10 protein-coding genes are annotated in these 14,845 nt (G+C 43.3%); 1 reads left to right on the forward strand and 9 read right to left on the reverse strand.

The genetic code is table 11. The features are described 5' to 3' along the window. Positions 1-18: 18 nt before the first annotated feature. The 9 genes from PQR79_RS00215 to PQR79_RS00255 all read right to left on the reverse strand — a co-directional run bounded on the left by PQR79_RS00215 (position 19) and on the right by PQR79_RS00255 (position 13,177). Complete coding sequence (locus PQR79_RS00215) at positions 19-741, reverse strand: DUF6445 family protein (protein WP_274408345.1); 723 nt, start codon at positions 739-741, stop codon at positions 19-21. Between the two features lie 7 nt (positions 742-748). Beyond that, positions 749-2,242, reverse strand: a complete 1,494-nt coding sequence (locus PQR79_RS00220; protein ID WP_238106095.1) for a tryptophan halogenase family protein — start codon at positions 2,240-2,242, stop codon at positions 749-751. Between the two features lie 36 nt (positions 2,243-2,278). Next, positions 2,279-3,238, reverse strand: a complete 960-nt coding sequence (locus tag PQR79_RS00225; protein WP_438270801.1) for a cupin-like domain-containing protein — start codon at positions 3,236-3,238, stop codon at positions 2,279-2,281. A 73-nt stretch (positions 3,239-3,311) separates the two neighbouring features. Continuing rightward, positions 3,312-4,034: a SapC family protein gene (locus PQR79_RS00230; RefSeq protein WP_238106093.1), complete on the reverse strand. Its 723-nt coding sequence runs from the start codon at positions 4,032-4,034 to the stop codon at positions 3,312-3,314. Positions 4,035-4,126: 92 nt separating this feature from the next. Next, on the reverse strand, positions 4,127-5,710 hold the full coding sequence (locus PQR79_RS00235) for a tryptophan halogenase family protein (protein ID WP_238106092.1): 1,584 nt from the start codon (positions 5,708-5,710) through the stop codon (positions 4,127-4,129). Between the two features lie 274 nt (positions 5,711-5,984). After that, a complete protein-coding gene (locus PQR79_RS00240; RefSeq protein WP_238106091.1) occupies positions 5,985-8,891 on the reverse strand; it encodes a TonB-dependent receptor in 2,907 nt (968 codons plus the stop codon). Between the two features lie 471 nt (positions 8,892-9,362). Next, the gene (locus PQR79_RS00245) at positions 9,363-10,364 is read right to left on the reverse strand and encodes a LacI family DNA-binding transcriptional regulator (protein WP_238106090.1); all 1,002 of its coding nucleotides are present in this window, start codon (positions 10,362-10,364) and stop codon (positions 9,363-9,365) included. 66 nt (positions 10,365-10,430) lie between these two features. After that, positions 10,431-11,759 (reverse strand): glycoside-pentoside-hexuronide (GPH):cation symporter, encoded by a 1,329-nt coding sequence (locus PQR79_RS00250; protein ID WP_238106089.1) that lies wholly within the window; start codon positions 11,757-11,759, stop codon positions 10,431-10,433. Positions 11,760-11,845: 86 nt separating this feature from the next. Then, positions 11,846-13,177 (reverse strand): GH1 family beta-glucosidase, encoded by a 1,332-nt coding sequence (locus PQR79_RS00255; protein ID WP_238106088.1) that lies wholly within the window; start codon positions 13,175-13,177, stop codon positions 11,846-11,848. 346 nt (positions 13,178-13,523) lie between these two features. On the opposite strand from PQR79_RS00255, the gene PQR79_RS00260 reads away from it, so the two are divergent. Beyond that, positions 13,524-14,837 carry a sugar MFS transporter gene (locus tag PQR79_RS00260; RefSeq protein ID WP_238106087.1) on the forward strand — a complete coding sequence of 438 codons (1,314 nt, stop codon included), beginning with the start codon at positions 13,524-13,526 and terminating at the stop codon, positions 14,835-14,837. The last annotated feature ends 8 nt before the right edge of the window (positions 14,838-14,845 follow it).

Below are 14,845 nucleotides of genomic sequence, written 5' to 3' on the forward strand. Positions count from 1 at the left end.
TTCTCAGCGCGGCGTGATTTACTGAAAATCGATAAATATATTGGCGGTAAGGCGACCGGTTTGTGGGTTGGCATCGATGTCGGTTTTTGAATCCACTAGGGTTGAGTGCAGCAAGTTGCCGGGGTAAATCACTACACGATTTGGCCGATATTCTACTTGGTGAAACAGAGTGTAATGTTTATTGCTGGCAACACAATAGCGCGGACTTGTTTGGGTTATGTGATCCACAAAAGGTTGGGCCTGGGTAAAATATGAGTCAATGTTGTCGTTATTAATCCGCTCAAAACCGCTGCTATTGTGCCTAAAAAAACCTGTGTTGCCATGGGGGCCGTCATTAAGGTAATGCAATATGGCAAAATAATACGGGTTAGGTGTGTCAAAGTGTGGCAAACATTGCAGAGGTACTAGGTCTTTTTCCTGAGTATCAATGAGCGAAAATACCCCTTGTTGCGGTTTTAAACGCCGAGTTGTTGGTATGCGATACACGTCGTAAATAAGCTGAAATACTGCGTTAAGCACATCGATAATATACTGCCTTGGCAAAGCGGTGCGCTGACCGGGATAAAATGAGCTTTTATCCCTTATAAATTGGCTGTCATTAATGCCGATATCAATTAGCTCAGAAACATCACCGGCAAAGTTATCAATGATGATAACCGGTGTTTGTTGTTGGCCAATCAACTGCACCTTGGGCACAATTTGATTGACCTGTATTAGCGGTTGAGTTGCTTGTAACGACATGGTCAGCTTAGCCTTGCATCGCCGTTGACTTGCAATAGTGTTGCACAAAGTCATGATGCGCTGGCAGGGTGTCAACTTTGCGTTTTACCGTGGCTTTAATGTTATTCAAAAAGCTTTGCAACTCAGCAGGCTCCATTAAATCGACAATCGGGTGATACTCTTTGGGCATTAAGCCTTGGCCCATCATGACCTGGATCCACGAGCTTTCGCCAAACAGTTCATTACCATACTTGTACACTTTGCCAGATTGACTGAACATATCAATACGATGCTGTAATGAGGCAGGGATTGGCATGTTTTTGCAGTAGCGCCAAAAACGACTGTCCTCACGGTCGGTAACCTTATAATGCAAAATAATAAAGTCGCGTATGTTGTCCATTTCTATTTTGGTTTGTTGGTTAAATTCATCCACGTCAGCCTGAATGACGCCATTAGCCGGAAACAGTTGCAGTAAACGCACAATACTGCGCTGGATCATGTGAATGCTGGTGGACTCTAGTGGCTCTAAAAAACCTGCTGATAAGCCAACCGCAACACAGTTTTTGTTCCAATGTTGGCGACGTGTACCGGTTTTAAATTTAATTACCCGTGGCTGATTAATGGGGGCGCCTTCAATGTTGTTAAGCAGTAACTCGGTCGCATCAGCATCCGAAATATATTTGCTGCAAAACACCAGGCCATTACCTGTGCGGGTTTGCAGCGGAATACGCCATTGCCAGCCCGATTGATGCGCAATTGAGCGAGTATAAGGAGTAGGTTGTTGTACCGCTTCGGTTTGTACCGCAATGGCACTGTCGCACGGTAACCAATGACTCCAATCTTCAAAGCCTGTATTTAAGGTTTGTTCAATTAATAGGGCTCTAAATCCGGTACAGTCAATGAATAAATCGCCCTCAACGAGCTCGCCACTTTCAAGTTTTAGCGCTTTAATATTGCCAGAGTCATCATGCTGTAATACATCGGCAATTTTACCTTCTATGCGTGTCATACCGTGGTGTTCGGCAAATTTGCGTAAGAATTTGGCGTATAAACTGGCATCCATATGGTAGGCATGGTTGTAATCTTGGTTGGGTAATACCGCAAAACGGCCCTGGCGTGCGGCTAAATGCTCAGTGCAGTAATCGCCTATCTCACTGACCATGTTTTGCTGCTTGCCTTTAAGCCAAAAATGCTGAAAGCCACACGCCCAGCAGTCTTTGCCTAAAAATCCAAAGGAATGCAAATAGTCTTTGTTGACGTCATGCCAGTTTTCAAACTGGATCCCCAGCTTAAACGTGGCATTGGTGGCGGCCATCACATCTTGTTCTTTTAAGCCTAATAATCGATGAAAAATATGCAGAGTAGGGATGGTCGCTTCACCTACGCCGACAGTGCCAATATCGTCAGACTCAACTAATACAATATCAAGGTTTTTGCCCATCAGTTTGCTAAACGCAGCTGCAGCCATCCAACCTGCAGTACCGCCGCCAGCGATAACAACTTTTTTGATTGATTTATTCATCTTGGGCTTCCTGTTTAATATTTGCTGTGTTCAGCATTATCGTTTTAATTTATTGATTAAATCTGCGCGTAACTTACGTGCATTTAACTCATCTAATGGTTTAGTTAACATGCCTTTCGCATTCTGTGGAATATAGCTATCGTCTACGTCATCATGTTCAAAAATATAATGATCAAAAATGGCCTTCCACGCTTGTCGTTGCGCCTTTGGCAATGAGCGTAGGCTTAACATGCTATGCAATAATGCGTTATTAGGGCGACCTAAATACCCTGGAGTGTCACGCCACCAGTGGGTAATAAGCACATTAATATCGTCAATGCCGCGTACGTGGTGCCACCACATACTGGGAATAAATAGCACATCACCGGGGGTTAACTCAGCGGTTAATGACGCATCTAACGCCTGCTGGAACTTAGGAAAACGCTCAAAATCTGGTTTTTCAAAATCAACCATGCTGATATCTTGCCCACCTGGAGCAAACTCCATTGGACCAACATACAGGTTGCTGATTTGTTCAGGTGGAAACAGGGTAAAAGTGCGTTGACCCACCACGTTACAGGCTAGGTTTAGCGGAAAATCAAAATGAGCAGCAACCTTTGTTTTATTGCCTAACCAAATGCTGGTCAGTGGATTGATAGGGTGTAAGTTCAGGCTGTTTTGCTCACCAAGGCCGGGCAGGCATTGATGAATGTCGGTGGAGCCCATGTATATGCCGGCAGGATTAGTACTGGCGTTTTCTTGCTGTAAGCGCGCTAATAGCTGGTTGAAATCAAGGCGGCCGGCCTGGTAATTAAAACCATCGAGCTGCTGATTGTAAAACACTCGTCCTTGTTGCTCTGGCGGCAGGTAATAGGCGGTAACGGCAGAACCTTGATAAAACTGGCTTAAATAGTCTAATGCTTTGTCGGGTGAGTCGAGTCCTGCTTGCACTAAAGGCCAATGACGGCACAAACCTTTAAATACCATGGGTTTGTCGGCTTGTTCTATGTGCGTCATGACTTGCGATAACGTCCAATCGTAGACGCAGTCGACGGCTGTTAATGTGTCATCGGACATCAGCAGGGCTCCTTTAGCCTTGAGCATTTTTAAGGTTAAGTAAATCGCGCACTTTGCTTTGTGATGCCAGTGCCATGTATATGGCCTGTAAGTAACCCTGTTGATGTAGTTTTGCTAATGCGTCTGCAGATAATTCGGCTAATGTATTTTCGTTAATGGTGTAAAAACCAATCATTTGATGCTTTTTACCGTTGTCGAGTTCGATATCTAAAGTGAAAGACTCAAGCAACTCATGCTCAATGAGCGCATCAATAAAACGTTGGCTGTCGATAAGCCCATGGTGAATAATTTCTAGCATTTCACCGACTTCATCTAATAATGGGGTGTTACCGCCGTAAGGCAAAAACAGCGATTCGCCTTCAGTTTGGCTGACTCTTGGGTGGTCTAAATCGATATGAATAACCCGTTGTAGGCGCTCAACCCCATCTTCACGCACGGTTTGTTGGCCAATTAAAAAGGGTTGGCGACGTACACTGAGCGGCACATAAGAGGCGCTCCAGCCGGCATCTGATAAAAACAGGTTTTCATTTTGCGCAAAGCCAAACAGTGCCATTGAATAAAACTGTCCGGTAGCTGAGTCTTTGTGAAAGAAAATAGGATAGTGAGCCTGAATGCTGCGAAATTCTTGCGGGAAAGTCACGCTGAACCACACATTGTCGCCCAAAGCGGCTGAGCGGTTGGAGTTTACCTTTAAGTCTTTATGGTCGATGCTGTTCAATAATACGTGTTGGCTCATGTTGATGTCCTATCTTATTCGTTCAAATACAGTATGTTGTTATGGTTTTTGTAGATGATTTTGCTGGTTTAATCTGCTTGTTTAAAAAGTCTCTAAAGCTTAGGAAACCCATATTGGGCCACTTTATCTAATAAAGCACGGTTAGTCGGTAAGCTTTTACTCAATGCCTGAGTACGCTGTTGGTTATCGTTAAATAATCGTTGTGCCAGTTGCAACTGAGACGGTTTAACATGGCTTGGTAACTGAGTTTGAAAGCCCATCCCATAAAGCACATATTGAAAACTGGCGGCAGGGAAGAGCGCCTCTTTATAGCTAATGTCATGCTGGCTTGGCGCCTGGTAACGCCATAATTCAAGCTGTGCCTGTAAGCGTTCGGGTATTGAACTGCTGTCACGATGGTCGCGCCAATAAGCATCGGCCTCACGCTGGCTAATAACATAATGCAGCTTTAAAAAGTCGATAATTTGTTGCCAATGCTGCTGATAACGTAAGTTGACTCGTTCAGCTATGGTGCCCATTACCTGGCGATTAGGCGGTAATTGCTGCGCTAATGTAGACGCTGTCCACTCAATTAACGCTAGGGCTGAAGCTTCTAATGGTTCGATAAATCCTGCGGCCATACCAATGGCAATACAATTGTTTTGCCAGCATTTTGCATGATATCCCGGATTGATATTGAGTTTGCGTGGCTCAAGTTGTGAGACGAGTTGATTACTGTTGCCGTTGGCCGTTAAGTAATCTCGTAGTACTTGTTCTGCTTGGTTGTCATTACTGTGGCTTGATGAATACACATAACCAACCCCTTTGCGGGTAGGTAAGCCTATATCCCAGATCCAACCATTTGGCTGCGCGGTTGAGTGAGTACAAGAGGCAATCGCGGTTGCAGGGTCTTCATAAGGCACTTGTACAGCTAAAGCGCTGTCGTTAAACAGCACTGACTTTTGGCATAAAAACGGTACTTGTAAATGCTCGCCTAGTAGTAATGACTTAACGCCAGTACAGTCAATAAATAGTTGCCCGTTTATTTCGCCGTGTTGTTGGGTGATAAGTTTTTCAATGTCACCTTGCTCGTTACTTACAATATGTTCGACATGATCGCGAATATGAGTCACACCTAGCTTTTGCGTACAATGCTCGAAGAGTAACTGACTGAATTTGCCCGCATTGAGATGATAACCATAATTGTTTTGAAAATGATATTGTGCCGAAGAAATGGTTTTGGGCGCTAAACCGAGTTGTGATAATACTTCTTGGCTACTTACGGCCTGGGCAAAGCTGACTTGCTGTGCGTGAGGTAACCAAAATGGGCATAAATCGAGTTCTTGATGGCCATGAGGCAAGCTAAAAGGATGTAAATAACTGTTTGATTGAGTTGTGTTTGTATCAAAACGCCAATGAATAAATCGAGAGCCTTGTTTAAAGCTGGCATCACAACGGCGAATAAAGTCATTTTCATCGATGCCTATTTTGCTCAAGGTTGAGCGCATTGAAGGCCAAGTACCTTCACCTACACCAATGGTGGCTACATCGGGCGATTCAATTAAGGTAATGTTGAGTTTTGGCGCGTTAGCCAATACGCCCTTGTCGACATTATGCTCAGCCGCCAGTAACCCTGCGGTGATCCAACCGGCGGTGCCGCCACCTACAATGACGATTTGGGTGATTGGTTTTTGCATAATATCTACCTACGCTTTGGGCGTTATTGTTATTTTAAGTGTTCTATGATGTTTTATTCGCATCAGAAACATCATAAGTAGAATTTTGTAAAATGTAATCTGTTTCAGTGATTTGTTTTGCAGGCTAAGCGATTTATCCGCAAACAAAAATAGTAACGTCCTTGTTACTCAATATAAAGAGGTGGTAAAGTTTGCTCACCTCAACGACCTAAATAGAGCTTGATGCTTCCCGTTAACACAAGGGGAAACGGGATAACATCAAGTTAAATACAACTTAGAAGGTGTAACGCGCACCAATACTGTAACGTGCACCCGTTTCGGTGAGGTTTAACACTTGATCATCAGTGTATCCACGAACTCGAGTGTACTCTTCGGTGATGTTTAGTCCTTCAAAGAACACGGTTAAGCCTTCAACTTGCTCAATGTCATAACTGACTGACAAATCAATTTGCGAGTAAGCTTCAGTGTACTGTGGGAATAAACCCGTGCCTTGGCTTGTGGCGCTTAAGAACTCATCACGCCAATTGTAAGCAACACGAGCCTGGAAGCCATAGTTTTCGTACACTAACACCGCGTTGGCGGTATCACTAATACCCACTAGAGCCAGATCGCTGTCAACCAACGTGTAGTTAGCAATCACACCCACTCCGCTTTCGCCGAAGAAATGCTGTACTGCAAATTCCCAACCATCAATCACAGCGCTTTCTGAGCTATTTGAAGGTGTAGAAATATTGAAGTTCAATAATTCATCGTTGTTATCTGCACTGCCGCTAATAATTTGATTATCAACATCTACTGCAGCGTTATCTGCGAAGTTTGCGAAAATATAGTCACGCACAGCACCGGCTTCAGTGGTGCCTGTTGCCGCGACCGCAGCTTTATATAAATCACCCGATGCCGGGTTATAAATGCCGTTAGTGGTTTGTACTATTTCAGAGCTAATAAAGTTGTTTGTGTCTTTACGGAAGTAGCCAACTGACACATAGCTTGATGGCGCGTAATACCACTCCGCCGAGAAGTCGATGTTTTCAGATTCTAGCGGTAATAACGTTGGGTTACCCGCTGAACCACCACCATTAGTTCGGTTAGCCAATGTGCTTAAAACTGTACCACCTTGAATCGCGGTATAATCTGGGCGACCAATGGTTTCGCTGTATGCCGCACGTAAAATGACATCTTCTACCACTTCAATATTGAAGTTAAAGCTTGGTAATAAGTAGTCATAATCACCTTTTTTGGTTTCAAACACTTGCTCACCCGTTGCCGATAACGCGATCTCTGTTTCGGCAATCCAATCGGCACCATCATAACCGGCAACCGCAGCGGTTGAGGTCACATCGGTTTGCTCATAACGAAGCCCGAAATGTACATCATATGGCATACCTGCGATTTCATTATCGTAGTTGTACTGTACATAAACCGCTTGCGATTCTTCTTCTGTGTAACGGTCGGTTTCAGAAGCATAATTAGTTGATGGGCAGAAACCATTGCCACAATCCCCACTCACTGAAGAGGCGTAATTAGCCGCTGCGTAATCACGAACTGAGTCAAAGTCCCACATGAAAATGGTGTTTAAGATATCAAAGTCACCATCAGCAAGTGAAAAATCACCACCGTTGGAATCAAATTTGTCATGAATGGTATCGGCAGGGAACCAGGCATCTTCTAAGTCACCTGCTGAACCCACTCCGCCCCAGTCGTTACGTTGTACGTTAACGGTTTGAGAGTGGTTATTGACGTTAGTTATCGCAATACCAAAATCAATGCTACCTGCATCTTCTAGGTAGTATTCGCCGTTAAATTGATACTGATCAATTTCAGACTTGTTACGTGAATTGGTAAATACTGAACCGGTTACCATCATATCTGCCGCGGTCACAGCGTTACCGCCACCCACTGCCAGTACGGGTAAGTCTCCGCTAAAGTCGGTTGCCGCACTGGTACGAATAAATGCTGCTGTACTTAAGTTGTTGCTTGAGCCGTAAAGGTTGTTTGGTTTGTTTTCAGCCACAGAGTTGTGAGCATCAAAGGTCAGTTTCAAGTCATCGGTGGCTTGCCACTCGATATTAAAACCTAATGACCCACTTTCGTTACGCACGCCATAATCGCCCGCTGCCATTGATAAGTCAGCTGGTGAGTCGTAGGTTTCAGAATAGATAAGCGGTGTTGCATACGGGCCGTCAGACCATACGTTTTCAGATGGGACAAAGTTAAACCATGCTGATACGTCATTTGATTGAGTGTCGATATCGTTGCGCATGTAAGTGTAGTCTAAGCTTGCCACTACACTGTCTACAGGACTGTATTGCAGTACTAACTGGCCGTTAGTACGAGTACGTTGCTGTTCTTCAAAACGATAAACAGTAGTTTGCGGTACTGAATAGAAATCATCATCGCCAGGACGGTTAACCTGGGTGTCATCATTTGCAACCCCACCCCATTCGCTGGCATTGGTTGTTGTGCCAGGGAATGTGCGCCAACCGGTACCGACTTGAGCTTGTTGGTTACCACTTTCACGCTCTTGGTAGCTTGCAGACAATGAAATACCAAAGGTGTCATCGGCAAAAGTGTTTGAGTACAAACCCGATAACTCAGGGGTAACTGAACCGTTATCGGTAGATTTGTCATCAACCGCTTTAACGCCCACTGTTGCTTTAAGGCCTGGAGAGTTTAATGGCTTGTGAGTCAAAATATTGATTGTTGAACCAATACCACCGGTAGAATCAGAAGCTTTGCTGGTTTTATTGACTTCAACGCCGCTGATACTTTCAGAAGCAATGTTAGCAAAGTCAAATGAGCGAGTGCCGGTTGTGACTGGCATTTGACGGCCATTGAGGGTGATCAAGTTATAATCTGGGCCAAAACCACGCACAGACACTTTACTGCCTTCGCCGTTAGAGCGATCAATCGAAACACCGGTTATACGTTGTAGCGATTCCGCTAGGTTTGTGTCTGGAAATTTTCCAATATCTTCAGCAGAAATAGAGTCAACGACTCCACTTGATGAACGCTTAACATCCATTGATTTAATCAAACTGCCACGAATACCGGTCACCGAAATCACTTCAATGTTTTCTTCGCTGGCCTCATCTGCAGCATAGGCAGGTAACATACTGCCAACACCAAGCACTAGCGATAAACTGGTCGCAAGCTTAGTTTTTGTAAATTTTGTTGTTTTCATCTAGGAAATCCCCATTGACTAGATTTTATTTCTTTCAATATTGCGAGTAGGGCGCAAATCGTTTTTGTAATTCTCCATCAACGCTCTATTCATTATTTATAATCATTGCCTTATAAAACAGCTAATGTAAGCGCTTACACAAAACTAGTGTAAAATGTGATAACAGTCAACAAAAACAAGTTTAAATTATTACATTTCATTAACTGGTTGTGCTAGGGGAGGGGTGTTGTTTAAACTTTATTGTTGTTTTTATTATAGTTTATTGCTAGGTAGAGTAAGTTAAAATAAATGTAAGCGCTTTCTTTTGTTGTGGAAGATGTTACAACTTAAGGTCAGTTTGACATGTGAATGCCTACGTAATACCGCTTGGCTCATGGCGAACTTAGTGCGAGTGAAACTTATGATGATAAAAGCAAAAAACCAGCAGATGCTGGTTTTGAGGCGATAATTAATAAGGTCAAACCTATCGATTTAGTCGATTTGTTTTGCCGAAGTGCGAATAAATAACTCAGGTTTAAATGAACTGTCAACAGTCATTTCTTGGTTATTGTAAACCTGTTGTAACACCCATCGAGCCGCCATTTTACCCATTTCATTAATAGGGTTACTTACGGTAGACAACTTGGGCGAAATATACTGTGGAAAAGGGATGTTATCGTAACCAATAAACGAAATGTCATCGGGTACACGTAAACCATGCTCTAAGCACACCGCAATTGCTCCAGAGGCCATTTGGTCATTGGCACACACTACAGCAGTAATGGGGGTGTTTAATGACAACAGATGTTCCATTGCATCGCTGCCGCCAGCCTCTTTAAAATCACTCTCATAATGAAGTGATTCGTCAAATGGGACATTGTATTGTGCTAAGGCGCGTTTATGGCCTTTTAAGCGGTCTCTTACGTCGAGTTTAAAGAGTGGTCCAGAAATATAAGCAACATGAGTATGCCCAAGCGACAAAATGTAGTCGGTTGCCATAAAGCCCCCAAGTTCATTTTCAAGGTAAACACAGCGCTCTTTAATGGCGTCAATATAGCGGTTAATCAATACTATCGGGGTTGGGCCTTTGCTGAGTTCAATTAGGTAATCATCAGACACGGCTTCGACATCTAAAATCAATGCATCACAACCCCGGCTCATTAAAAATTCAACGCTGTCTTTTTCTTGGGCTTCATCGCTGTGGCCCGCGGCAATAATTACGTGTTTATTGGCGCTTCGCAGTGCGGTTTCTATTTCAGTCATCATAGGGCCGTAAAACGGACCATCAAGTTGCGACACCAATACCCCAACACTATTAGAACAATTAGATGCTAAAGACTGAGCAATCGTATTGGGGCGATACCCTAAGGTTTGCATCGCATCCAATACTTTTTGCTTGGTTCTATCGCTGACTTTGGTGTTGTTGTTCATCACTCTAGACACCGTAGCCAGAGACACACCTGCCATTACTGAAACATCGTAAATCGTTGCCATATCGCCTTTTCTAGTTAATTAATTCAAGTTAGCCTTGGAATATCAATTTGCAAGACTAGCATGCTTTTATTTTACATCTCTATTTAATTCTAAGTGAATTTCATCAACCTTTTGGTTATCGAGTATGTACCAACGCATCACAAACGCCACCAAAATAGAGCCAATAGCAGGATAAATGGTAAACGACAATAAGATACCTTGCTGGGTGGCTTCTGTTTGCGCGGTATCGGCTTGATAGCCGTAACCTGCTAACAACCAACCCGCAGCAGCACCACCAATAGCAACACCTAATTTAATGAAAAATATCACCGACGAATAGATCATCCCTGTGATACGTACGCCATTTTTGTATTGGCCGTAATCCACTACGTCAGCCATTTTTGCCCATAACAGCGGGGTTGCCATGTTAAAGGTAAAGCCCCAGACAATAAACATAAAGAACGCTAACACCACTTGATCGCTTGGGACAAAGTAACTTAATACACATAACGCCGCCGCAATAATTTGCAGGCTAATATAGGCTTTGACTTTACAAATACGTTTAGCGAGCGGTTCGGCCAAGATACAACCAAAGATATTACCGACCATACCCAAGGTGATAAACAGGGTAATTGACTCTGGCATGTTGAGGTAATACTTAACGTAGTAAATGGCTAAACTGCTGCGCAATACCATGCCAGATAACAAACATACCGCGGCAACGGCCAGTACGCGCCATTGATCATTTTTAAGCATGTCGCCAAAATCTTTTTTAAAGCTAGATTGTTGATCAACAGGCGGGTGTAAACGTTCTTTTGTGCCCCAAAAACACACTAAAAACATCGCTACGCCCAAGATGCTCATGGCGGTAATCGTCAGTTGGTAGCCTTTGGCTTGATCGCCTTGGCCTAAAAATTCAACTAAAGGTAAGGTCAGTCCCGATACCAATAACCCGCCTAGCATGGCAAACACAAAACGATATGACTGCACAGACACGCGTTCTTTAGGATCGGCAGTTAATACGCCGCCCAATGCACAATAAGGAATGTTAATGGCGGTATAGACCATCATTAATGCTGTATACGTCACGAAGGCATAAATCATTTTGCCGTCTTCGGTTAAATCGGGTGTGGTAAAAGCCAACACACTGATAAAGCCAAAGGGCAGGGCAAACCATAATAAGTAAGGTCTGAATTTACCCCAACGGGTGTTGGTTCTGTCGGCCAGTGCGCCCATCAATGGGTCGGTTACCGCATCAATTAACCGCACGGCCAAAAACATGGTGCCGACAAACGCGGGTGAAATACCGAAAATGTCGGTATAAAAAAAGGTTAAAAACAGCATAACCGTTTGGAAAACGATATTACTTGCTGTGTCCCCAAGTCCGTAAGCGATTTTCTCTTTAATACTGATCATGCGAGCCTCAATAATTGTTGTTATATTTTTTAATTTGATGCGTTGACTAAAATAAAGCCGTTCACAAGAACGGCTCAGCAGTGTGGCTATTTTCTGTTAGCTAATAAGTCTTTGTAGGCATAAGCGCTTGATTTAAGCGTACGCTTTTGGGTGTCGTAATCGACATAGACAATACCAAAACGTTTTAAATACCCTTCGGCCCATTCAAAGTTATCCATGAGGCTCCAAGCAAAGTAACCCACCACATTTACACCTAGCTCTATTGCATTGTTGACAGCATTTAAATGAGCATCATAGTAAGCGAGTCGGTCTTGGTCATCTACTTTACCATCAATGAGCTTGTCTGCCATGGCTGCACCGTTTTCGGTAATGTAGATAGGCGGCAACGGATACAATGCATGCAGTGAGGTTAATAAATCGGTAAAAGATTGCGGGTAAACCTCCCAACCAATATCGGTTTTAGGGTTATCCACCATATCAATTTGGGCAAAACCTGTAACTGCATCTGCTTTATATACTGCACGGGTATAAAAGTTAATCCCTAAAAAATCGATAGGTTGCGCGATAATGTCAAAGTCACCTTCTTCGATGACCGGCACATCTTCTGGCTCAAAGTCGTTAATAATCTCAGGGTAGCAGCGGTCAAATAATGGTTTGATGTACCATTGGTTAAAATATTGGTCGGCTTTACTGGCGGCTTGCACATCATCGGCTGAGTCGGTTGCGCTGTAACAAGGGGTAAAATTAAGCACGATACCATTTTTTGAATGAGGGCTATTTTTTTGCAGCACCTTCATTGCTAAACCATGGGCTAGTAATAAATGGTGTGCAGATTGGCGGCCATAAGATTTTTTAGCTAATCCAGGCGCATGAATACCTATTTCATAGCCTAAATACGAACTGCAAAAAGGCTCGTTAAACGTGGCGTAAGAGTAAACTCGATCGCCAAAAGCCTGGGTGATTTTGTCTGTGTAATCTGCAAAAAGATAGGCGGTTTCACGGTTTAACCAGCCGCCTTTGTCTTCAATGTGTTGTGGTAAATCCCAGTGGTATAAGGTCACAAATGGTTTAATGCCACGGCGGTTAAGCTCGTCTAATAAGTCGATGTAAAACTTGACGCCTTGGTCGTTTAAGCTGCCATCTTTGTGTAACACGCGTGGCCAAGAAATAGATAAACGGTATGCATCTACGCCGAGTGATTCAATTAAATCAATATCGTCTCGCCATAATTTTACATGTTCACAGGCTTGCTCACCGTTTGAACCATCACGAATTTTGCCAGGTGTAGCGCAAAAAGTGTCCCAAATACACGGTAAACGTGAATCAGCTGCGCCTTCGATTTGAAACGATGCGGTCGCTACACCGTATGTGAACGCTTTTGACTGCATTTTCGAATCGGCTGGTAACATTATTTTCATATTAAATTTCACTTAGTATTGATTAAGTTTAAGTCTTTTGGGGTCAAAGTTTTGCGCTGAAACACCGATGATAACGCCATTAAGTCATTCAGCTCTTAGATGAAAAATTCTGTTCAAACATCTAAAAACCGTTGACATCAGTTATCGATATGTTAAAAATGAAAGCGCTTACATTGAGATTAGTGATTAATGATACAAAGGTCAATATTTGATTTAGCGAATTAATCACAACAGGCCTGAAGGGGGATATTGTTGACCCAGTTTTATACTGAGTGAACGATTTATGGTCATGTTTAGCTCGAGTAGTAAATAACCCAATATAACGACTTATAAATCAGGGGATGTCATGGCGACTTCACACAACCAACCAGAATTAACCCATGTTGATTCTACTCACCAACAAGGGGATTTTCGCTTTGCATTAGTAGCGTTAACCTCATTGTTTTTTATGTGGGGCTTTTTAACTTGCCTCAATGATATTTTAATTCCTTACCTAAAAAACATGTTTGAGCTTAATTATGCCCAAGCAATGTTAGTGCAGTTTTGTTTCTTTGGAGCTTACTTTATTGTGTCTATTCCTGCGGGGTCGCTTGTAGGTAAAATTGGCTATCAAAAAGGGATTATCACTGGGTTAGTTATTGCATGTGTTGGGTGTTTATTGTTTTATCCATCAGCAAGTTATGGCTCATACAATATGTTCTTGTTTGCTTTTTTTGTTTTAGCATCAGGCATTACCATTTTACAGGTTTCAGCCAACCCTTATGTGAGTGTGCTAGGTCCTGCTGAAACCGCATCTTCTCGTTTGACCTTAACCCAGGCGTTTAACTCGTTAGGGACTACTGTCGCCCCTTTCTTTGGCAGTTGGTTAATTTTATCGACCGTAGAACACGATGAGAAAATCACTGAAGTGGGTGAGGTGATTGGTCAATTATCTGTACAGCAACAAGCTAGTGCAGTGCAAACGCCTTATTTGATTTTGGCTGCGTCTTTATTTGCACTTGCTGTGATTTTTATGTTGTTAAAATTGCCGCTATTGGGCAAGAAGGTGGTGTCTAGCCAAAAAACAGTGGCCGGCAGTGCATGGCAATATCCTCACCTAGTGTTGGGCGCAGTCGGTATTTTTGTGTACGTGGGTGCCGAAGTCGGTATTGGTAGCTTTTTGATTAGCTTTTTAACTCAAGATGATATTGGTGGTTTATCAGAGTCGCAAGCCGCTCATTACATTGCTTATTATTTTGGTGGCGCCATGGTGGGGCGTTTTATTGGCGCGGGCGTGATGCAAAAAATCAAAGCAGGTAAAGTGTTAGCCTTTAATGCCTTGTGTGCTTGCGTATTGGTTGTGGCAGCGATGTTCAGTGCTGGTAGCGTGGCGATGTGGGCCTTATTGTTCGTGGGATTATGTAACTCAATTATGTTCCCGACCATTTTCAGCCTAGCGCTACAAGATTTAAAACAACATACTAGCCAAGGCTCAGGCATTTTATGTTTAGCCATTGTAGGTGGTGCAGTGTTACCGCTGTTACAAGGTGTTTTGGCCGACAGTTTAGGTATTCAATTAGCATTTATCGTGCCGCTAGTCTGCTACGGATTCATTGGTTATTACGGTTTAATCGGTTGCCATGCTGCGCGCCCTACCGTTAACGCTGAGCAACAAGGATAAGGACATCA

Source organism: Shewanella metallivivens (assembly GCF_028750675.1).
GTDB lineage: Bacteria > Pseudomonadota > Gammaproteobacteria > Enterobacterales > Shewanellaceae > Shewanella > Shewanella metallivivens.

What these genes read in the sequence shown, in the direction of transcription:
- PQR79_RS00220 (WP_238106095.1), bottom strand. Translation starts at nt 2,242, where the DNA reads ATGAATAAATCAATCAAAAAAGTTGTTATCGCTGGCGGCGGTACTGCA.
- PQR79_RS00230 (WP_238106093.1), bottom strand. Translation starts at nt 4,034, where the DNA reads ATGAGCCAACACGTATTATTGAACAGCATCGACCATAAAGACTTAAAG.
- PQR79_RS00250 (WP_238106089.1), bottom strand. Translation starts at nt 11,759, where the DNA reads ATGATCAGTATTAAAGAGAAAATCGCTTACGGACTTGGGGACACAGCA.
- PQR79_RS00225 (WP_438270801.1), bottom strand. Translation starts at nt 3,238, where the DNA reads ATGACGCACATAGAACAAGCCGACAAACCCATGGTATTTAAAGGTTTG.
- PQR79_RS00215 (WP_274408345.1), bottom strand. Translation starts at nt 741, where the DNA reads ATGTCGTTACAAGCAACTCAACCGCTAATACAGGTCAATCAAATTGTG.
- PQR79_RS00240 (WP_238106091.1), bottom strand. Translation starts at nt 8,891, where the DNA reads ATGAAAACAACAAAATTTACAAAAACTAAGCTTGCGACCAGTTTATCG.
- PQR79_RS00235 (WP_238106092.1), bottom strand. Translation starts at nt 5,710, where the DNA reads ATGCAAAAACCAATCACCCAAATCGTCATTGTAGGTGGCGGCACCGCC.
- PQR79_RS00255 (WP_238106088.1), bottom strand. Translation starts at nt 13,177, where the DNA reads ATGAAAATAATGTTACCAGCCGATTCGAAAATGCAGTCAAAAGCGTTC.
- PQR79_RS00260 (WP_238106087.1), top strand. Translation starts at nt 13,524, where the DNA reads ATGGCGACTTCACACAACCAACCAGAATTAACCCATGTTGATTCTACT.
- PQR79_RS00245 (WP_238106090.1), bottom strand. Translation starts at nt 10,364, where the DNA reads ATGGCAACGATTTACGATGTTTCAGTAATGGCAGGTGTGTCTCTGGCT.